This window comes from Saccharopolyspora sp. NPDC049357, from assembly GCF_040677225.1.
GTDB lineage: Bacteria > Actinomycetota > Actinomycetes > Mycobacteriales > Pseudonocardiaceae > Saccharopolyspora.
The window spans coordinates 1-17,848 of the sequence record NZ_JBFAQJ010000038.1 but is presented as its reverse complement, the minus strand read 5'-3'; the positions used below and the strand labels follow the sequence as shown (position 1 = coordinate 17,848).

Sequence of the window (17,848 nt, the reverse complement as noted above, 5' to 3'; positions counted from 1 at the left end):
CAACGATCGGAGGTGAGGACATGTTCACTCCGAAAAGGAGGGAACGGAGGCTTCGTCGGCAGCTACGCGCGGAGCTATCCGCTCTGGACATCAGCCATCCGATCGACATGGCGGAGGTGTGTCAGAGGCTCGGCGCCCACCGTGGCCTGACAATCCGGCTCCTTGCTCTTCCCCTCGAAGTCCCTGGCCCCTTTGGGTTGTGGCTGCGGACCAGCAGTGCTGACTACATCCTCTATCAGCGGGAAACGACAGTGCTGCATCAGCAGCACATCATCGCGCACGAGCTGGGACATCTACTCGCAGGACACAGCTCCGACGACGGCGACGACGCGGTGTGGGCAGAACTACTGCCGGATGTCCCGCCGGATCTCCTTCGCCGGGCACTTCGCCGGACGCACTACGACACCGATCAGGAACGCGACGCTGAAACGGTCGCGACTCTCCTACTCGAACGCGCTGCAGTCGTCAGTGCAGTCACCAGTCCGGGAGGATCGCCGCGCGCACGCCGAGCGCAGCACTCCCTCGGCGATCGGCAGGACTGGCTATGAGCCCCGTGACCGTTGCCCTGTTGCTGGCGTTGGGATGGTTCACCTACCGGTTACTCCGCGAACCCAGCGACCTTGCTTTGCGCGCCGTCGTTGCCTGGATCTTGCTCCGCGTGTTCGGAACGCTAATTGGGCTCAGCGACATCTTCTCGGAAAGCCTGAGCAAACTGATCTACAACCTCGCGCTCAACGGCTCGTGGTTCTGCCTGATGTTGTTCTTCCTGTTCTCAGCAGTGAGACACGGGGCGGTACGCAAAGCCTGGGGCGAGGCCGTCGTACTCGCCGGCACATCGGTCGTGATGACTGTGGCCATGCTGGCGACACCTGCACCGGTACGCGAGACCGTCTTTTCGCAGACAGGGCGGCTACCCGCCGATATGACCGCGCACGGCGTGGCCGTCTTCTACCTCGCCGGCTCGCTTTACTTCGCATATGCCGCAAGTCGAACGGCGTACTGGGCCATCCAGTACGCAGCCGAGTCGGCACCACGCGCCCGGTGGGGGTTCCGCGTTGCAGCAGCGGGCTTCTCGTGCTTGGCCGTAGCCGCGGCGATCCGAGGGATCTTCGTCATGGTCCGCTGGGTGGGTGGCGACGTACCGTCTCAGCTCGAAACCGCTGTGAACTTGCTGGTCCCCCTGGGGATCCTGGCCTTCGTTCTCGGCGTCTGCTTTGTCGGGCTTTCTGCGCGTTGGGCAGCCGCCCGACTCTGGCTACGACGGCGCCGACAGTTCCATGCCCTCCGGCCGCTGTGGCAGTGCCTTCACGCTGCCTTTCCGAACGACGAACTCGAAGCAAGCAGACGCAATGATCGCGACGAAATCGTTCCGGTGCGCTTGCATCGTCGCTTCTGGCGCCGCGTAGTCGAAATTCGCGACGGGATGGTCCAGCTCAGCCCACACCTAGCTGACGCCGGATACGACACTGAGCGTCCCGCACACGAGCAGGCCGAGACAGTCAAGTTCGCCATTCAACGTCAACTTGCAGGTGAAACTCCGAGTACGAGGTCAGCGATCCTCGTGGCGGCACCTACCGGCGCCAGCACGAGCGAGGTCGACGGAGAAGTTGAGGAGCTCTTGGCACTGGCCCGCGCACTCTGAACCGAAACCCTAACGGAGGCACGTAAGTGCAGCGATTGATCACTGCGGACACCATCCTCACCGGACGAGCAGGTCAAACCGTGCCCAAAGGTGCAGTACTCGTCGACGACGACCGGATCGTGGCCACCGGGCACCGCGACGACGTCAGCCGACAAGCCTCCAACGAAGCCGTCTTGCACGAATACGCCGGGCACACCGTGCTACCGGGCTTGATCAATTGCCACGTGCACCTCGCCCTAGACGCCAGCAGCGAGCCGCTGCAGCACTACCTCGACTCCGACGACACCGACCTTCTGCTAGCCATGGCCGGCAGAGCCCAGGCAGCCGCGCGAAGCGGCGTCACGACATTGCGCGACCTCGGCGACCGCAACGGTCTCGTCTTCCACCTGCGCAACGCCATCGAACACGGCGCCCTCGCCGGTCCCCGCATCCTCGCCGCCGGCGCCCCTCTTACGCCACCGAACGGGCATTGCCACTTCTTCGGAGGCGAGGTCGACGGCGAGGACGACATCCGAGCACGTATCCGTGACTCCGCCGACCGCGGCGCAGACCTGATCAAGATCATGGCATCGGGCGGACAGATCACGCCGACATCGCCGCCGATGTGGGCCTCGCAGTTCACCGGAGAACAACTTCACCTCGCGGTCTCGGAAGCCAGAAGCGCAGGGCTGCCGGTCGCCGCCCACGCACACGGCACCGAAGCCATCGCTGAGGCAGTCGATGCCGGCGTCAGCACCGTCGAGCACTGCACGTGGATGACTGGCGGCGGTGGGTACGACACCCGTGACGACGTCGCCAAGACCATGGCAGAACGCGGAATCCACGCGTGCCTCGCCTGGCCACCGCACTGGCGCGCCTTCCTCGACCGGCTCGGCCCAGACCGAGCCAAACAGATCGTCAGTCGCGTCCGCTGGATGCGCGACCTCGGTGTACCCATGATCCCCGGCACGGACGCGGGTCTACGCGGGTCGAGCTTCACCGGCTACGCCGAAGCGCTCGGACTCTACGAGTACCTCGGGTTCTCCCGAGACGAGATCATCGAAATGGCCACAACGACAGCTGCAGAGGCATTGGGCCTGAACGACGTCGGCAGCATCGCTTCCGGCTACAGCGCTGATCTCATCGCAGTTGAGGGTGATCCGCGTACAGATCTTGCTCCGCTGAGCAAACCACGATTGGTGATCGCACGTGGAGAACTAATAGCCGACGTGTAGCGGCCACTGTCCTACAGAACGGTCGGCTGTCTGTCCTTTGCATTCGAGCTAGGGTTGAAACCTCCTCAACGAAAGCAGAATCGCAAGCTTCGTTTGGGCTGTCACCAAAGCTCCATCTTCTGGATCACCTCGGCGGGTTTGGGCAACTCGGGGCTGGGATCGCCAGTGGGTGTTATCGGCAGCGGCAGGTTGGTGCGCATTCGTACGAGGTCGCGCCATGCGAGCACCTGCTGCCACTGCTGCTGGACGCGCATCCCCTTGGCGCCGGTGAGCCGGCCGGAGGCCAACAGGTCGTCAAGGCTGCATCCTCCGTCGAGCAGCCGGGCGGCGGTGGCTGCGCCGATGCCGCGGACGCCGGGGATATTGTCGGCGGGGTCGCCTTTCAGCGCGCAGAAGCAAGGCCATTGCGCTGGACTAACGCCGTAGCGGCCGGCTACGTCTTTGGGGCCGATGTGCCTCTTGCCGGGGTGCATCGCCGTGTTGAGCACGCGGACCTGCTCATCGAGCAGCTGGTAGTAATCGCGGTCGGTGGAGAAGATCCACGCGGATCGGTCACGCGCGTGTTTGATGAGGGTGGCGATGACGTCGTCGGCTTCGGCGGTCTCGACCTCGACCCAAGGGATGCCGCATAGGTTGAGTCCACGCTGGACTACGGGGATCGCTTGCAGTGCCTGCCGCGCACCGTCGTCGAGCGCCCTTGGCCTTGTAGGCGGCATGGGAGTTCTGTCGTTCGGCTGAGCCGTGCTCACCATCGAAGACCACGATCACTTCGGGGGCCGTCGGCAGCTCGTCTCGGATCGCGACCCGTAGGAGGGCGAAGAAGCCGAAGGGGGCGGTGAGGTCACGGGTTTTGTCCCGAGAGCGGATCTCCGCGGGAAACCCGAAGGCCGCTCGCCAGAGCAGGTTGTGGCCGTCGACCAGTAACAATGGGACTTGTGCAGGCATCACCGCACCGCCTCTACAAACAACTCGGCGACTGTGGTGGGCTGGAAGTCCCTCGTCCGGTAGTACGCAGCCCTGGACAGGTCCCGGCAGCGTACCGGAGCACCAAGCGTGGCCTTGGCAGTTCCACAGAGCGTGTTCCCCGCGTTCACGCGGGATGACTACCCCGGCGGTCTCGACCTAAGCTTGGGGTTTAACCCTTGATGTCCGTTTTTGCGGCTTTGCCGGGGTCGTGTTGCCGGGCTCGGTGAGAGTTTCGTGATCCTGCTGGGCGCCCGGGACCAGGCCGGGAGAATTTCGGTGCGCTGGCGGGCAATGCGGTCGTCGGACGAACGCGGCGAAAACCCCGCCGGACACGGGCTGGGGACAACCGAGCAGGTGTGACTGTCTTTCTCTCCCACGGACGCCGGCGGTCCTCCACGAGGTGACGAGCCAACCGGAGCTGGGTGTAGGCCGCGATCACCAGCCAGGTCCATCGATCTGCCGCCTGAGGCGAGCGAACGCGAGGAGTGGTCCAACCGAGAGTTTGCTTGAGGAATCGGAAAGTATGTTCCAGATCGAAGCGACGTAAGAACATCTGCCATAGTCGGTCCATCTGCGTGGCAATGGTCGCGGTGGCGGAATGCCACAGCCATAACGGTTTCGGGGTACCGGTGCCGGGTAACCGGTCGACCTGTAGCCGGATCACTGTGCCTTCCATGACCGGGAGCGGACCGTCGTGCTGCGCCCAGGCGCCGGTGCGGGTCAGCTTGGGGTGCAACTGATCCCACGAGCGGGCGTGCGCGGTGCCGTAGCGCGTGGTGTGGGTGGTCGTGCCGTGGCGTGGGCCAGGTTCGGGGGTCTTTGAACACGAACCGCGCTCCGTGCCGTGCGTTGCGCCCCACGGTGCCGGGGCGCCGGGGTGGCGCGGGGAAGGCCATCACGCGGTCTGATCGCAATCTGACCAGCACCTGTACCGGGAGATCGGCCAGCAGGAACGCCAGGCGGGGGCCGTCGTAGCCGCTGTCACCAATGATCCAGATCTCAGGGTCTCCCTCACGCCAGTGCCCGGCGGTGATCAACGCCTCCACGACCGTCCGCAATTGGGCGGCGGCACAGTCGGTGTGGTCGTCGTCGGGCTGCACGCGGGTGACGTCGAGCACCGCGGTCCACGACGTGCGGCCGGGTTCCACGGCCGCCACGAACGAGTACGGCCATCCGGGAATCATCTGGGCTTGGCCGCTGCCGCGTGCGTAGGTGTGGCAGAACAGTCGGTCCGGGCTGGTGTTCGCATCAGGTCGCAGCCAGTTGCTGACGTCGATGGCCAGCACGATGCGACCGTCGTCGCAGCGCGGTAGTTGTTGGACAGCAACAACATTGCGGAATCGGTCAATGTCAATCCGGCCCTGGTTCAGACTGTCGTACAGCGCGCCATGGCCACGCCGGTGCTCAGTCGCCAACGACAACTCGACCAAAGAGGTAACCGGTCCCTCAGCGCACAGCGCAGCATCGGTCAACTCGAACAACACATCCGCCCGCGCGGCCAGACACTGGTAGAACGCGTGGCGGAACCGGGACAGGTCCCCCAGCGCACCGGCCGCACCGGTGTCGTGCACACTAATCATCGAAGCCCTTGGTGTGATCTTCCGTCTGTCGCAAGAAGGAATGATCAACCAAGGGCTTCATCCATGATCAACCGGGGTCCCCACCGGCCATCCGAACCTTAAAACCCAAGCTAAGGACTCCTGCAGAGAGGGCACGATCACCGCCGCCGCTTCGGAGAGTCAGCCGGGTCCCGAAGCTGAAATGGACGGGCTTCGTCGCCTACGCGTGGGCGCCCGCCCTACGCGAGCTGAAGTTCGTAGACAGCTCGGTGCTTGCCAGGGCCTTTGTAATCGGAGATTACCGAGACGCCGTTGACGGTGTGGTCACCGGCGAGGTTGGTGAACCCGAGACGGGTCCAGGTGTGGTGGGCGGGTGTGTTCTCGGGTTCGGAGGTCAGGTACAGCCGTGTGCAGTTGAAACCGAGGGCCTCGTCGCGAACGGCTTTGAGCAGCGCGGTGGTGATGCCACGACGGCGGTGCTCTGGATGGGTGACGACATCTTGGACGTAGATGTCTTGGGGGTGGTCTTGGCTACGAAACGCGATGACCGCGCCTACGAGGTCGCCACCGTCGACGGCGACGGGGCAAGTGCTGGAGAACAGGTTGGCGTAGAGCCAGTAGTCGGACTCCGTGCGGGGACGGACGAAGGGCGTGCCGAGCTCCATCAGGTCGATGACGGCCGGGATGTCGTGCTGGTTGAGGGGCCGGGTTTTCATACTTGCCTTCCGGTCTGGTGAGCGAGTTCGACGATGTGGGCTGCGGCTGTGATCGGGTCGACGGCATCGGTTACGCTTCGGCCGACGATCAGGATGTCCCAATTCTCGCTTGTCAGCTGCGTGTGGTCTGCGACGCTGAATCCCCCGCTGACGGCGACGGGCAACCGGGTTCAAGAGCGGAGTGTCTGGGCTGTCTCGAACGCGGTCGCGCTGCCGATGCCGACGTCGATGTTCGTGGTGATGGCGAATCCGTCGACGCTGGCACGTTCCATGTCGATGACCCATTGAGCGCCCCATGACCGACCAACTCACTGCCTGGTTGCACACGGTCGTCCCGGCCGCCTGGTCCGCCCTCGTGGCGTACCTGGTCACGCTAGGCGCCCCCGTGCGGCTCGTCGACGGGCTCGGTGACGCCGGGCCGACGCTCGTGGTGCCGCTGGTGCTCGCCGCGGTTTACGCCGGAATCCGGAGGCTCGAACCGCACCTGCCACCGGTGCTCACCCACGTACTGCTCGGCAGCAACCGGCCGCCGAGCTACTCGCCAGACACGGAGTAGCGCTGGTTTGGCGCCGCACGCCCGTCGTGGCGTGCGGCTCGCCCCTCGATCGGGGCATGCGCACCTACGGAGCTCCGCGAGCTCGCCAGGATCGCCCTAGCCTCAATCTTGGGAGTTCCCATGGCATACCGCTACATCGTGCTGTGGATCGCGCAGGTCCGATACAGCGTCCGGCGCGGCAGTGGCGGCGGCGGGGTACCGCTCGTCGGCTGGCTACCCGCCGACGCAATCCCCCTGCGTGAGGATGCGCCTGCGCGCAAGGACGCCAAGCTCTGAACCGCGGGGATCAGGCAGTTGGCGTGTCGAAGCGGAGGTCGGTGATCGTGGTGAGGTCGATGCCGTAGTGGGCGTAGACCTTGGTGGTGTTCTCTCCGGTGAGCTGTTCCTCGCTGTAGCCGAGGCGGGCGGCGATCTCGACGACCTTGTCCTTGCTCTCGGCCTCGACCTCGGCGTAGGTCGGGATTCGCGGCCAGGTGTCGATCTCGATCTCGGCCCCGTCGAGGGTGAAGCTCACCCGCTTGTTCTCCTGGTAGGCCTTCGGCGTGTAGCCGAGCTTGCCCAGCAGCACCTTGGTCGCTTCCAGGTCGTCGACGGTGACCTCGGTTTCGCGGGTGCCGTCGATTCCGTCGTGGGTAATCTCCTTGATCGTCAGCGTGATCTTGCGGCCGGTGTCGCGCAGGCGAATCCACTTCGACTCGTCCCCAGGGGTGATGTCGAAGACGTAGCGGCGCTGCAGTGCTTCCCCGACCTTGACCCCGCCCTCTGCGAGGATCTGCTTTTCCAGCGTGTCGGCGTCGATGTCGAGGATCTTGGCTTCGTGCTCGATCGGCATCGAGATTTCCTTTCGTGCGTGATCAGTTCACCGGGGTGGCAGTGAGCGCGAGACGCCGGTACTCGGCCTCGCGGTATTGGACGATCTCGGTAGCCAGCTCGCTGTCCGCGAATTCGTCCAGCGGCCTGCACAGGTCCATGCGCTGGATGCAGACCCCCACCATCCAACGACCGTCGCGGGCTCGGTACAGCCGGACGCCATAGAACCCTTCCTGGCAGTCTGTGCCGTTGTTGAACCTGCAGCCGGCACACGTCTCCGGGAGCCGGGCGGGCCGGATCCACTTCACCATGATCCGGCGGCCGTCGGACATGCGGTAGGCGGTTCGCGCGCCGGATACCCCGGCGGTGACGTAGTGCGCCTCGGGTACCGCTCCCCGCTCGACCAGCACCTGCTCGATGGCGTCCAGCGAGCGCTGCCCGTGGTCCAGCGAGTTGAGCAGGCGCACCGACAGGGTCGGCGAGAACTCGTCGAGCAGTCGGTGGACACGGTCGACGTGGCTCTCGTCCAGCACGACCACGTTGGCGTTGGCCTGCACCTCGTTGGCCGCGCACACATCGATCGCGGCACGTAGGGCATCGATCTTCCGTTGGGCTTTCGCCACGTCCTGAAACCGCGCGTGCTGCACCTCTGCGAGTTCTCGCGGGGTGGTGCCGAAGATGGAGAAGTTCACGCGGTCCAGCCCCGCCTGTGCAGCCTCCGGGATGACCTGTGCGGCGCGTTCCCCGTTCGAGGTCATGCACGCGCCATACCCGGCCCGCCGCGCGACTCGGATGAGGCTGGTCAGCCCCTGGTGCAGCGTCGGCTCGCCACCGGTGAGATGCAGCTCGCAGACCCCCAGAGTGAATCGAAGCGCCAGCAACGCGTGCAGGTACTCGTCGTCGGCTGCCATCGAAGTGGGAAGGAACGACACCCCGTTGCTCCGAGCGTAGATCGAGACACGCCCCGATGACCCACCGCCGGTGAAGCTCCCGACCTCGCGCCGGCGGTTGTCCGCCGCGACGGGTGTTCCTTCGTTGTGGCAGAACGTGCACGTCATGCCGCACGCGTCGATGATCTTCGCCCGTAGCGTCGCATCCCGCTTCACGTATGTCGGTACGCCATCGGATATCCCATGCACGATTGGTCTCCTTCTGAGCGTTCGGACGGGAACGGGCGGCTGCAGCGGGCGCTCGTGGTTCGCTGCAGCCACCCCTGGCCGGGCGCGGTCGGGGCGTCGGGGCGCCGTCCCGGCCAGTTGAAAACCGGTGCTGGTGCCAGACGGGGGCTAAGGCACCAGCACCGGGGCCTGTTCGCGGGCGAAGTGCTCGGCGACGCACGCCGGGCAAGCTCGCGCTGAGATCACAGCGTTGGAGGTCCCTGCATTCAGGCCGCACAGGGAAAAGCCCGGCTGGTCGGGCTCGCGCTCGTGCGCATTGCCCTTGTCATCGGTCCACACGTCGGCGACGGCCGGCATGGTCGGTTCTCCTTGAAGTCGTGCGGGGCCGGTGCAGCCCGTGTCGCTCCTCACCGGCCCCGCGGGGAAGCCGCGCGCCAGCGGGGCGGGATCCCGCGTCGCGTCGTGGCTTGTGGTCATGGGCGGACCGCCGATCACGAGGTCGCCTCGTCCCGACGTCGTGTTGCCCCGCTGGGAGAGGTCGGCCGCACTGTGACCGGGCGATCGAGTTCGGGAGGCAGGAAGCACAACGGATCGGGCCGCAGGAACGCCATCGGCGCTCGCGCGTCACCCGCCGGCGCGAGCGCCAGAGCGACGCGAAGAGTCCAGACCGCCGACGAGTGGTACTGCCACGACACCAGCTCGGGCGCGAACACGTCGGCTCCCAGCATGGTCGGCACGCGATAGGCGGTTGCATCGTTCTCGCCGCGAAGGATCACCACGTCAGCACAGGTCTTCCACCTGAACACCGCGGCTACGACCTCGGGACTGGCCTTCGGCCCGAAGACGTAGAGCGTCCAGTTCTGGCGACGCAGTTCCGACAACAGCGCGTCGGTCTCGCTCGGTGTCGTCCTGGTCGACGTCGGCATTTCCCCTGCTCCCCGCGTCACTCCGGTAGGTACGCGACGAGCTTCCGTCGCTGCGGCCCGCACCGGGAGGGAGCTGCGAGGGGAGCGCAAGGGGAGAGTTTGGGGAGAGTTCGATTCCGCACTCGGTGATCGCTCGGTTACTGTCGGAAAGCAACCTGATCAGAGGAGCTGATGTGCCGGAGCACAACGACGCCTTGCGCGCTGCTCGCCAGCGCCTCGGATCGCCGTCGTCACCCGGACAGCCGATGACGCGCCAAGAGCTCGCGGAGGCGGTAAACGCCGAGGTCTACCGGCTGACAGAGAAAATCACGGAGATCGACGCGAACCACATCGGCAAGTGGGAACGCGGGGACATCCGATGGCCGGCTACTCACTATCGGCAGGCACTTCGGAACGTTCTGGATGTCGATTCTGATCTCGACCTGGGGTTTAGGCGCCGCAGCGGCGGGGTTAAAACTGAGGACGTGGATAGAAGGAGCTACCTCGGAACGGCCCTGGGGCTAGGGGCCGGTGTCGCGTTGGGCCGAGCTAACCGTGCCAACGCGGCCGGGGACGCCGGGGACGAACTGGTTGCGTCGATCGCCGCGCCAACCGAGTCGTATCGGCGGATGGAAGCGTCGGTGTCCTCGCAGCACCTGGCGCCTGCCGCTGAGGGGCATTTGCGCTTGGTCAAGCAAGTAGTGCGAGACAAGCTGCACGACGCCCGTGGCTTCGCGGCCCTGAGCGAGGTCGCTGGGTTCTCGGCGTGGCTCGCAGCCGACCGCGGCGACACGGCCGCTGCCCGCACGCGATACCAGGAGAGCATCCGGTTCGCGGAAGCGGCGCGAAACCCGCTGCTGGTCTCCTACATGCTCGGCAGCCTGGGACACTTTGCCGTCGAGATCGGCGACCCGCACCAGGGTGCGCAGCTGCTCGACAAGGCGGCACGCCAGCTCAGTAACCGTAGTCCGGCCGCAGCTCGGGCATGGCTCGCCTCGCTGCGCGCTGTCGCCTACGGCGCGCTGCGCGATCGGACCGCGATGACCGACGCTCTCCGCACTGCGGAACGCCTTGCCGATCGCCAGCCTGGCGAAGCGCAATGGCCGTGGGTCTTCGCCTTCACCTCCGCCAAGGTCGCCCGCTACCAGTCGAGTGCACTCGCGAAGTTGGGCGACCTGTCAGCGGCGCGGAGTGTCTACGCCAGCGCCATCCCGTCTATCACCACGCCCAAGCCGCAGGCCCTCGCCAAGATCGAATACGCATTGCTACTGACGGGCACAGGCCATCACGACGAAGCCGCGAGGCTCGGCGGTGAAGCATTGCGGGTCGGCAAGCAGTACGGCTCCGAGCGGATCGTCTCCAACGTGCGCACGCTTCGTTCCAAGCTGCCTGTGCGCAGCCGCGAGGTCGACGACCTCGACGACATGTTGATCAGCCTCTACGACGGGGAGCAGTGATGACCAGACTCGCCATCACAGGACATCGCGGACTACCCAGCGAGACCGAACAACTCGTTGACTCCGCCCTCCGCGAGGAAATCGCCAACACCCCCAATCTCGTCGGGGTGAGCTGCCTCGCCGATGGAGCCGACAGCCTGTTCGCACAAGCCGTGCTGGACCACGGCGGGAAACTCGTGGTCATCATCCCCGCGACTCGATACCGGGACGGCCTCCCCGAAGAGCATCACCCGGTCTACGACGCACTCATCGCCCGCGCATCCGAAACCGTCCAGCTCGATCACGTGGAATCGACCTCGCAATCCCACATGGACGCCAGCCTGGTGATGCTCGAACGAGCCGATCGCCTCGTCGCGGTCTGGGACGGCAAGCCCGCAAGGGGATACGGCGGCACAGCCGACATCGTCGACGCCGCCAAGGACCGCGGCCTACCGGTGAGCGTGATTTGGCCCCCCGGCGCCCAACGCGACTAGCAGTTGACCGAGAACGATCCGCCCATTTCACGGCGTCCGTCCGAGGGGCTGCACACCCGCGGCGACCATGCGAAAGCGCCCGTCAGCCATGAGGGCTGGCGGGCGCTTTCCCTTCCAACCTCACCTAGCGGCGTTCGCGCCGGTTTGGCGTGGCTATCAGAAGCTCGTGCGATCGACATCCACGACGCTGCAGGTGACCTGTTTCGCGGAGCTCTGCAGCATGGTCGATGCAGCGGCTCCCGCGATCTGGGCGGTCTGGCCAGCGCCCAGATCGTTGCGGATCGCGGAGTCGCTAGTGTCCTGCATCGGAAGTTGGTTTTGTAATTGTAGGGTTCGTGGATGAGCAAGTCTGGTCGGCCGAAGAAGGCCGAGCTGAAGGTCTCCGAGGAGCAGCGCCGGGAGTTGGTGCGGGGCGCTCGGGCGGCGACGTCGACGCAGGCGTATGCGCTGCGGTGCCGGATCGTTCTTGCGTGCGCGGAACCCGGTGCGTTCAACACGGACGTGGCTGCGGAGCTGGGTGTTTCGGTGCCGACGGTGGCGAAATGGCGTGCCGGTTCATCGAGCACGGCCTGTCCGGGCTGGCGGATGAGCCCCGGCCGGGCCGGCCGCCGTCGATTCTGCTGGATCAGGTGCAGCAGGTGGTGGAGCTGACCCTGGAACAGGCCCCTGCCGATGCCACGCACTGGTCGCGGGCCTCGATGGCCGAGCGCACCGGGCTGTCGAAATCGACGATCGGGCGGATCTGGCGGCGGTTTGATCTCAAACCCCCCATCGCATTGACGGATTCAAGATCTCCACCGACCCATTATTCGTGGAGAAGGTCGTGGATGTCGTTGGCCTCTACCACAATCCGCCGGAGCGGGCCGTCGTGTTATGCGTGGATGAGAAGTCCCAGATGCAAGCGTTGAATCGCTCTCAGCCGGTGCTGCCGATGATGCCGGGGATGCCCGAGCGCCGCACCCATGACTACGCCCGCCACGGCACGACCAGCCTGTTCGCGGCGTTCAACATCGCCGACGGCACCGTCATCACCGAACTGCACCGCCGCCACCGCGCCACCGAGTTCAAGAAATTCCTGGTCAGCATCGACAAAACCGTGCCCGCCGAACTCGACGTGCACCTGGTCTGCGACAACCTCGCCACCCACAAAACACCCATCATCAACGAATGGCTGGCCCGGCACCCACGCTTCCACGTGCACTTCACCCCGACCGGCTCTTCCTGGATCAACCAGGTCGAGCGCTGGTTCGGCTACCTCACCGACCAACTCACCCGTCGCGGAGTCCACAAAAGCGTTGCAGCGCTGGAAAAAGACGTCCGCAACTGGATACAGCACTGGAACTCTAGCCCCAAGCCCTTCGTGTGGAAGAAGACCGCCGAAGAGATCCTCGATTCCCTCGCCCGATATCTACAACGCATTTCCGACGCAGGACACTAGCGAGAACGAGGTCATGACCGGCGAGGAAGCGCGGCGAGCTACGCGTGGTGTTCCGCTACCAGCAAGCTCAAGGCGTGCCGAGCCTCGCGCGGACGAGGCTCGGCACGCCTTGAGCTGAGAGAGCACCTGAACATCAGGGGAGAGCTCAGCCGAGCGATCAGCTGTCGGCCTTCTTGTCCTGATCCTTGCTGTCATCTTCTGCGGTGGCCTCGGCATCGCCGTCGTCCGCGCTGCCGCCGTTGCCGGCACCGCATTCCGCATGAGCTTCGCCAAGAATGCCAATCGCGGGGCACAAGTTGATGCCGAAGCCGCCGGCACCGCCATGGCCACCGTTGCCGCCCTCAGCGGCAGCCGTGGTCACGGAGGGGTCGTTGTCCTCCGACTCGTCCGCGAACGCCGGAGAACCGATGGCCATCAAGCCAGCTGCGGCGATCGTTGCGCCCACAAGACGGACAGAATTTCGCATTCCTAGTACTCTGATCTCATTGATCCCGACTGGCCGATCAGCCCGATCCGTCCCGGTACTTGAAGCCCGAGGCGTGGTTGTTGATCAGACGTGATCACCTTTGCACTGGGATGTTCGACTTCGCGCGCCAAATCACCTTAAGAGGTAGTTCGATCACCCAGCTGGTCATGGATCACTCACGAGGCCTTCAGTTCGCACGAATGACGAAAAGCCGCCGTCCACACGTCGAATTGACGAGGATTCAGGTTCTTCACGCTACGCGCCGCACTGGATGCTCGGCCAAGGTGGAACTTCACCGCGTTCTCCACGCACCACCTTGGCCGAGCGCGGCCCGGTACCGGAAGGCGATAGCGACGTGAGCTTCACATTTCGGCGTCCGCATTCGCGAGCCGAGCGTTGGCGTCTCGCGGTCTGCGGATCTTCTAGTGCTGTCACGCCGAGCGCCGGAGCGCTTAGAACGCAAACACGCTACCGGTCGAACGGTGAAGCTGGCACAGGTTGACGGTCGAGAATTGGTAGCTCACCTGGCGATCTTCCCAGACGCCGTCTGCGGAAGCGCTCACCGACCGACGTTCCTTGGTGCAGGACTTGGTTGAACTCGACCGCACGTCCAAGTCTTGGAAGTGCCCGTCGACAGCCTGCAATTCCTTGCACGCAGCGGCCGCACGTGGATGATCGCCGCCCGTGGGATCACACTTCAAGATCACGTGCCGAGGTTTCTGATTCTCCGTGACCGTCAAGGTGAACGTGCTCTGCGAACTGTCGTCGGGGCCGGCGTAAGCGCCGACGGGCAGCAGTGCCATGGATGCCATGACGGCGCCGATCCCTATGAGGCGACCCAACCGAATTTGATTCATGAACGTGTCATCCTTCCTGCTAGATCATGGATGGGACTACGCTCATTCGTCATACCGCATTTCGGGATTGATTCCCTGCGCGGAAGACCAACGAACACCTATCCGAGCGACTCATCGGGCAATATTTAACCCACCCGCTAAACGCGCCAGCAGGCGGTTCCACACCGCCTCGAAGTCAGCAACATGACTGATCGAAATTAGGGCAGCGGTGGCTAGCGATCAAAACATGATCCAATTAATTGAGATCATCGATCAGTGCCTCCCAGACGCCTGATCATAAAACACCCGCAGCACTGGCCGGTTAACCCACATCAGGCCGTTCCACCAGGCGCCGCAGGCGTTTTCGCGCATTCGTGATTCCATCACCGCATGAGGTGAGCATGGCGGTCTTGAGTTGCGTCATTCCGAGGCGGTCGCGCTATGTTCTAGGCGGTCTCGCTACCGCAAGACCATCGCAATCCCAAGGGAAACCCGAAATGGATTTGCAATCCGATTTCCGTTGCTCGGCACTTTCCACGGGATCATTTCCGCATGTTGATCTAAGAAAGGTTCCTCTCATGCATAATGCGAAGCGCGTTGTTGCTGCGACGGTTCTAGGCCTGCCGCTGCTGCTCGGCGCCCCCGGCATGGCGTTGGCCGGCGGCGGCGACCACGGGCACGGGAAGCCCCCGAAGCCTTCCGAGTGGCTGCAGCTGCAGAACCAGGAGAACGCTACCGAGCAGGGCAACTCGAACGCCTCGCCGATCTACCAGTTCAGCGTGGGCAGTGGCGACCCGGCAGCGGCGACCTGGAGCAACCAGGCCAACGAGAACGCTACCGAGCAGAACCAGGGCGCCGAGCAAAAAGACTGATCGAACACGCTCGATCAGCTGAAGGCGTCAAGGAAACGGCGCTTGGCCCGGCGACTCAGTCGCCGGGCCAAGCCCACTTCTGATCCATTCTTGGCCGCAGCGGCCGTCTCTACGACGAATGATCACGCCGCGGGATGGCGTTTTTCGATCGTGATCAGTCTTCCCCCTGCGCGTCCTGCTCGGAAGCGTTGGAGTTGTTCTGATGGGCCCAGTTCAGCGCCGCCTGGTCGCCATCGCTCCCGACGCTCACCTGGTTCACCGGCGAGACGTTGATGTTGGTTTGAACGGCGCCACTTTGCTGGGCTTGCGCATTGATCGACGACGGATCGGGCGCATGTGCAACGGGCCCGTCGGCGGCGAGCGCCGGGCAGACGACGCCGAACGACGCCGACAGGACAAGACAAGCCAGCACGCAAGCCCGCTGAATAGTACGCATCAACCTACATCCATTCTAGTGTCGAAAAATCGGTCACATCCAGAACCGCAAGGGGTCGACAACGCCACGGCGACTGGACCTCCGCGCAGCGAAGGTCCAGTCGCCGTGGGAGCACGTGTATCACCGCAGGATCGAGCTAGAGCACGTCAGCCGGTCAGCTGTTGGACTTCTTCTCCTGATCCTTGCTGTCGTCTTCTGCCGTGGCCTCGGCGTCCCCGCCATCGGCGCTGCCACCGTTGCCGGCACCACATTCCGGCTTGCCTGGTCCGGCTATGCCGAGCGCAGGGCAGACGTTGACACCAAGACCGCCGTTGCCCCCATGACCGGCGTTGCCACCTTCGGCCGCAGCGGTCGTGACCGACGGGTCGTTGTCCTTCGACCCGTCCGCGAACGCAGGAGAACCCATCGCAAGCACACCGACAGCGACGGCGGCGACGCCCATCAGGCGCGTACAAGCACGCATGCTGCTAATCCTCTTCCATCGACTCCAAGTACCGCCCGATCAGGCTTCCGCCGAGTTCATGTCGTATTCCGGCGGAGGCCTCGTTGATCAGACGCGGGAACTCTTGCATTCCCCACCCTGATTCGCCCGTCTTGCCACACCAAGAGGTAGTTTCAAACCCCTGAATGGTTGTCGATCAGTGGTGGTTCCTTCAGCTGGGTCTTCTGTCCCCATAGGACGCAAAAAGGTGCCGGACTCCACGTGGGAGGCCGGCACCAGACAAGGATCTGAGCGATGTTCAGGACTCAGCCGTTGGAGCCCTTCTTCTCGTCCTTGCTGTCATCTTCCGCAGTGGCTTCGGCGTCGCCACCGTTCGCGTTGCCACCGTTGCCTGCACTGCAATCGGCGCTGCCCTCACCGAGGAGGCCGATGGCCGGGCACACGTTGACGCCGAGGCCGCCGTTGCCGCCATGACCGCCGTTGCCGCCCGTAGCGCCGGCCGTGGTGACCGAGGGGTCGTCGCTGCCACCGCCGCCCCCACTGGCGAACGCAGGGGAACCGACTGCCAGCAATCCAGCGGCGGCCACCGTCGCCCCCATCAAACGCAGCGTAGTGTGCATCTGAAACTCCCTACATATTCACATCTACAATGATTGATTACCGATCAAGACGCTCATGAAGGAATTTTCAGCGAGCTGTCCTGGCCGGCGATATTCACGGTTCAGCATGCGCGCGGGTTTTGCCCCTCGTGGCCCGCGAAAGAGCGAATTCCCTCACCGATCGGAGAATCGAGAGCCGATGCAGCGTGTTCGAGAAGTGTTCAGAACGCCTTTCGTGTCCTGGGCATGCTGCGGAGCCGGGACTTCTGCACCTTTCCCGAACCCGTGCGCGGCAGCTGGTCGACGACGTCGACGTGCGCCGGGATCTTGTACTTGGCGAGTCTGGGACGGAGGAAGTCGCGCAGGTCCTCGCTGGTCAGCTCGGCGCCTAGATGGCGGACGACGAAAGCCCGGCCGACCTCGCCCCAGCGCTCGTCCGGGACGCCCACGACCGCCGTCTCGGCGACGGCGGGATGCTCGAGGATGGCGCTCTCGACCTCGGCCGGGTACACGTTCTCGCCGCCGGAGATGAACATGTCTCTGACGCGCGACACGTGGCCTCGAAGGCCACCGCATGAAAGTCCTCTACCAAACCCTCGCGGACCGCCACCGACTCCGCGGCTTCCGACGTAACTACGACCCCAACAACTGGGACCAGCAGAACCCGGTCAACCAAGCACTCAACATGCATGCAGGACGAGCCCGCATTATGCCGACATTTCGTTGCTGGGCTGATAATTCGAGAATGCCCACGATTGCAGAGCCCGCGGCGTAATGCTCGTGCAAGCAGGGTTCACAGGTACGGGGGCCTGCCGAATTTCGGTTCTTCGGCGTCAGTGCTGGTCAGCGCGTCAAAGATGCACCGCTACTGGGGGATCCCATCAACGACCCCGGGCCTGGCGCGTCAGAAGAGGGTATCGCCGACCCGCAGCGGCCGGTAGCCAGTGGGGCCGAGCTGGGCGAGTACGCCTTCGACTCCCTGGTCCACGCCAGCCATCCGCGTTGTCTTGACGCGCCCAGTGCTCGGCCTCCTCGGGGAAGTGGTTGAGATCGTTCCAGGTGACGTGGTTGAACTCGGTCATCAGCGGCACCATCTCACTTGCCTGCCAGGCCACTGCGGGAGCCGCGAAAGCTCTGCACGCGGCATACAGGATATCGGCAGCTTCCCGGGATCCAGCGTGCTTGTCCATGTGCACGTCCTGCGTGATCGCCCGGCGTGCATGTCCGATGTGGCCAGCGATGGCGCGGGCCGTGAACACGGCCTGCTCGACGCGCTCGAACGCGCTGGGGTGCGGGTCATCGCCGATAGCGCCTACCGGGGCGCAGGTGTGAATGTCGAAGTA

The 17,848-nt window shown here is 64.6% G+C and carries 22 protein-coding genes and 3 pseudogenes; 11 read left to right on the top strand and 14 right to left on the bottom strand.

Going from position 1 to position 17,848, the window contains the following annotated elements; genetic code table 11:
• Positions 1–20 precede the first annotated feature (20 nt).
• Genes AB0J91_RS25785 through AB0J91_RS25775 form a run of 3 tightly spaced genes read left to right on the top strand, consistent with a single transcriptional unit; the run spans position 21 to position 2,856 of the window.
• The gene (locus AB0J91_RS25785) at positions 21–548 is read left to right on the top strand and encodes a hypothetical protein (protein ID WP_210971841.1); all 528 of its coding nucleotides are present in this window, start codon (positions 21–23) and stop codon (positions 546–548) included.
• Complete coding sequence (locus AB0J91_RS25780) at positions 545–1,642, top strand: MAB_1171c family putative transporter (RefSeq protein WP_363873561.1); 1,098 nt, start codon at positions 545–547, stop codon at positions 1,640–1,642. The genes AB0J91_RS25785 and AB0J91_RS25780 overlap by 4 nt, the downstream gene beginning before the upstream one ends.
• A 26-nt stretch (positions 1,643–1,668) precedes the next feature.
• Positions 1,669–2,856, top strand: coding sequence for an amidohydrolase family protein (locus AB0J91_RS25775; RefSeq protein WP_363873558.1), 1,188 nt, complete (start codon positions 1,669–1,671; stop codon positions 2,854–2,856).
• Between the two features lie 101 nt (positions 2,857–2,957).
• Here the strand turns inward: AB0J91_RS25775 and AB0J91_RS25770 are convergent, their stop codons facing one another.
• From AB0J91_RS25770 to AB0J91_RS25755, 4 genes and pseudogenes are all read right to left on the bottom strand, one after another.
• Positions 2,958–3,608 carry a 5'-3' exonuclease H3TH domain-containing protein gene (locus AB0J91_RS25770; protein ID WP_363873555.1) on the bottom strand — a complete coding sequence of 217 codons (651 nt, stop codon included), beginning with the start codon at positions 3,606–3,608 and terminating at the stop codon, positions 2,958–2,960.
• Positions 3,609–3,612: 4 nt separating this feature from the next.
• A pseudogene (locus tag AB0J91_RS25765) lies at positions 3,613–3,801 on the bottom strand (flap endonuclease); the annotation flags it as partial.
• A gap of 158 nt (positions 3,802–3,959) precedes the next feature.
• On the bottom strand, positions 3,960–5,402 hold the full coding sequence (locus AB0J91_RS25760; protein WP_363873697.1) for a transposase: 1,443 nt from the start codon (positions 5,400–5,402) through the stop codon (positions 3,960–3,962).
• Between the two features lie 218 nt (positions 5,403–5,620).
• Positions 5,621–6,097, bottom strand: coding sequence for a GNAT family N-acetyltransferase (locus AB0J91_RS25755; protein ID WP_363873552.1), 477 nt, complete (start codon positions 6,095–6,097; stop codon positions 5,621–5,623).
• A gap of 17 nt (positions 6,098–6,114) precedes the next feature.
• Here AB0J91_RS25755 and AB0J91_RS25750 point away from each other — a divergent pair, with 17 nt between their 5' ends.
• From AB0J91_RS25750 to AB0J91_RS25740, 3 genes are all read left to right on the top strand, one after another.
• Complete coding sequence (locus tag AB0J91_RS25750) at positions 6,115–6,396, top strand: hypothetical protein (protein WP_363873549.1); 282 nt, start codon at positions 6,115–6,117, stop codon at positions 6,394–6,396.
• The gene (locus AB0J91_RS25745; protein WP_363873546.1) at positions 6,393–6,653 is read left to right on the top strand and encodes a hypothetical protein; all 261 of its coding nucleotides are present in this window, start codon (positions 6,393–6,395) and stop codon (positions 6,651–6,653) included. Before AB0J91_RS25750 ends, AB0J91_RS25745 begins: the two co-directional genes overlap by 4 nt.
• A gap of 120 nt (positions 6,654–6,773) precedes the next feature.
• On the top strand, positions 6,774–6,929 hold the full coding sequence (locus AB0J91_RS25740) for a hypothetical protein (RefSeq protein ID WP_363873543.1): 156 nt from the start codon (positions 6,774–6,776) through the stop codon (positions 6,927–6,929).
• Between the two features lie 10 nt (positions 6,930–6,939).
• On the opposite strand, the gene AB0J91_RS25735 is transcribed toward AB0J91_RS25740, so the two are convergent.
• The 4 genes from AB0J91_RS25735 to AB0J91_RS25720 form a co-directional block, all read right to left on the bottom strand.
• Positions 6,940–7,485: a class IV adenylate cyclase gene (locus AB0J91_RS25735; protein WP_363873540.1), complete on the bottom strand. Its 546-nt coding sequence runs from the start codon at positions 7,483–7,485 to the stop codon at positions 6,940–6,942.
• Positions 7,486–7,507: 22 nt separating this feature from the next.
• Positions 7,508–8,602: a radical SAM protein gene (locus AB0J91_RS25730; RefSeq protein ID WP_363873537.1), complete on the bottom strand. Its 1,095-nt coding sequence runs from the start codon at positions 8,600–8,602 to the stop codon at positions 7,508–7,510.
• A 147-nt stretch (positions 8,603–8,749) separates the two neighbouring features.
• On the bottom strand, positions 8,750–8,938 hold the full coding sequence (locus AB0J91_RS25725) for a hypothetical protein (protein ID WP_363873534.1): 189 nt from the start codon (positions 8,936–8,938) through the stop codon (positions 8,750–8,752).
• Positions 8,939–9,072: 134 nt separating this feature from the next.
• Positions 9,073–9,507 carry a hypothetical protein gene (locus tag AB0J91_RS25720; protein WP_363873532.1) on the bottom strand — a complete coding sequence of 145 codons (435 nt, stop codon included), beginning with the start codon at positions 9,505–9,507 and terminating at the stop codon, positions 9,073–9,075.
• 173 nt (positions 9,508–9,680) lie between these two features.
• On the opposite strand from AB0J91_RS25720, the gene AB0J91_RS25715 reads away from it, so the two are divergent.
• The 3 genes and pseudogenes from AB0J91_RS25715 (at position 9,681) to AB0J91_RS25705 (ending at position 12,854) form a co-directional block, all read left to right on the top strand.
• Positions 9,681–10,943, top strand: coding sequence for a hypothetical protein (locus AB0J91_RS25715; protein ID WP_363873530.1), 1,263 nt, complete (start codon positions 9,681–9,683; stop codon positions 10,941–10,943).
• Positions 10,943–11,416, top strand: coding sequence for a hypothetical protein (locus AB0J91_RS25710; protein WP_363873528.1), 474 nt, complete (start codon positions 10,943–10,945; stop codon positions 11,414–11,416). Before AB0J91_RS25715 ends, AB0J91_RS25710 begins: the two co-directional genes overlap by 1 nt.
• Before the next feature lie 339 nt (positions 11,417–11,755).
• Positions 11,756–12,854, top strand: a pseudogene (locus tag AB0J91_RS25705) (IS630 family transposase).
• Between the two features lie 157 nt (positions 12,855–13,011).
• Here AB0J91_RS25705 and AB0J91_RS25700 read toward each other — a convergent pair.
• Both AB0J91_RS25700 and AB0J91_RS25695 read right to left on the bottom strand, forming a co-directional pair.
• On the bottom strand, positions 13,012–13,299 hold the full coding sequence (locus tag AB0J91_RS25700; RefSeq protein ID WP_363873526.1) for a hypothetical protein: 288 nt from the start codon (positions 13,297–13,299) through the stop codon (positions 13,012–13,014).
• Between the two features lie 473 nt (positions 13,300–13,772).
• The gene (locus AB0J91_RS25695; protein ID WP_363873524.1) at positions 13,773–14,123 is read right to left on the bottom strand and encodes an SSI family serine proteinase inhibitor; all 351 of its coding nucleotides are present in this window, start codon (positions 14,121–14,123) and stop codon (positions 13,773–13,775) included.
• A 611-nt stretch (positions 14,124–14,734) separates the two neighbouring features.
• Here AB0J91_RS25695 and AB0J91_RS25690 point away from each other — a divergent pair.
• On the top strand, positions 14,735–15,028 hold the full coding sequence (locus AB0J91_RS25690; protein WP_363873522.1) for a hypothetical protein: 294 nt from the start codon (positions 14,735–14,737) through the stop codon (positions 15,026–15,028).
• Positions 15,029–15,182: 154 nt separating this feature from the next.
• On the opposite strand, the gene AB0J91_RS25685 is transcribed toward AB0J91_RS25690, so the two are convergent.
• The 4 genes from AB0J91_RS25685 to AB0J91_RS25670 all read right to left on the bottom strand — a co-directional run bounded on the left by AB0J91_RS25685 (position 15,183) and on the right by AB0J91_RS25670 (position 17,059).
• Positions 15,183–15,464 carry a hypothetical protein gene (locus AB0J91_RS25685; protein WP_363873520.1) on the bottom strand — a complete coding sequence of 94 codons (282 nt, stop codon included), beginning with the start codon at positions 15,462–15,464 and terminating at the stop codon, positions 15,183–15,185.
• A gap of 154 nt (positions 15,465–15,618) precedes the next feature.
• A complete protein-coding gene (locus AB0J91_RS25680; RefSeq protein WP_363873518.1) occupies positions 15,619–15,906 on the bottom strand; it encodes a hypothetical protein in 288 nt (95 codons plus the stop codon).
• 305 nt (positions 15,907–16,211) lie between these two features.
• Positions 16,212–16,526 (bottom strand): hypothetical protein, encoded by a 315-nt coding sequence (locus AB0J91_RS25675; protein ID WP_363873516.1) that lies wholly within the window; start codon positions 16,524–16,526, stop codon positions 16,212–16,214.
• A 200-nt stretch (positions 16,527–16,726) separates the two neighbouring features.
• Entirely contained in the window at positions 16,727–17,059 is a 333-nt protein-coding gene (locus tag AB0J91_RS25670) for a hypothetical protein (protein ID WP_363873513.1), read from the bottom strand.
• 486 nt (positions 17,060–17,545) lie between these two features.
• Between AB0J91_RS25670 and AB0J91_RS25665 the strand changes: the two are divergent.
• A pseudogene (locus AB0J91_RS25665) lies at positions 17,546–17,848 on the top strand (hypothetical protein); the annotation flags it as partial.

What these genes read in the sequence shown, in the direction of transcription:
- AB0J91_RS25785 (WP_210971841.1), top strand. Translation starts at nt 21, where the DNA reads ATGTTCACTCCGAAAAGGAGGGAACGGAGGCTTCGTCGGCAGCTACGC.
- AB0J91_RS25780 (WP_363873561.1), top strand. Translation starts at nt 545, where the DNA reads ATGAGCCCCGTGACCGTTGCCCTGTTGCTGGCGTTGGGATGGTTCACC.
- AB0J91_RS25770 (WP_363873555.1), bottom strand. Translation starts at nt 3,608, where the DNA reads ATGGTGAGCACGGCTCAGCCGAACGACAGAACTCCCATGCCGCCTACA.
- AB0J91_RS25760 (WP_363873697.1), bottom strand. Translation starts at nt 5,402, where the DNA reads ATGATTAGTGTGCACGACACCGGTGCGGCCGGTGCGCTGGGGGACCTG.
- AB0J91_RS25755 (WP_363873552.1), bottom strand. Translation starts at nt 6,097, where the DNA reads ATGAAAACCCGGCCCCTCAACCAGCACGACATCCCGGCCGTCATCGAC.
- AB0J91_RS25745 (WP_363873546.1), top strand. Translation starts at nt 6,393, where the DNA reads ATGACCGACCAACTCACTGCCTGGTTGCACACGGTCGTCCCGGCCGCC.
- AB0J91_RS25740 (WP_363873543.1), top strand. Translation starts at nt 6,774, where the DNA reads ATGGCATACCGCTACATCGTGCTGTGGATCGCGCAGGTCCGATACAGC.
- AB0J91_RS25735 (WP_363873540.1), bottom strand. Translation starts at nt 7,485, where the DNA reads ATGCCGATCGAGCACGAAGCCAAGATCCTCGACATCGACGCCGACACG.
- AB0J91_RS25725 (WP_363873534.1), bottom strand. Translation starts at nt 8,938, where the DNA reads ATGCCGGCCGTCGCCGACGTGTGGACCGATGACAAGGGCAATGCGCAC.
- AB0J91_RS25720 (WP_363873532.1), bottom strand. Translation starts at nt 9,507, where the DNA reads ATGCCGACGTCGACCAGGACGACACCGAGCGAGACCGACGCGCTGTTG.
- AB0J91_RS25710 (WP_363873528.1), top strand. Translation starts at nt 10,943, where the DNA reads ATGACCAGACTCGCCATCACAGGACATCGCGGACTACCCAGCGAGACC.
- AB0J91_RS25695 (WP_363873524.1), bottom strand. Translation starts at nt 14,123, where the DNA reads ATGGCACTGCTGCCCGTCGGCGCTTACGCCGGCCCCGACGACAGTTCG.
- AB0J91_RS25690 (WP_363873522.1), top strand. Translation starts at nt 14,735, where the DNA reads ATGCATAATGCGAAGCGCGTTGTTGCTGCGACGGTTCTAGGCCTGCCG.
- AB0J91_RS25685 (WP_363873520.1), bottom strand. Translation starts at nt 15,464, where the DNA reads ATGCGTACTATTCAGCGGGCTTGCGTGCTGGCTTGTCTTGTCCTGTCG.
- AB0J91_RS25680 (WP_363873518.1), bottom strand. Translation starts at nt 15,906, where the DNA reads ATGGGCGTCGCCGCCGTCGCTGTCGGTGTGCTTGCGATGGGTTCTCCT.
- AB0J91_RS25675 (WP_363873516.1), bottom strand. Translation starts at nt 16,526, where the DNA reads ATGCACACTACGCTGCGTTTGATGGGGGCGACGGTGGCCGCCGCTGGA.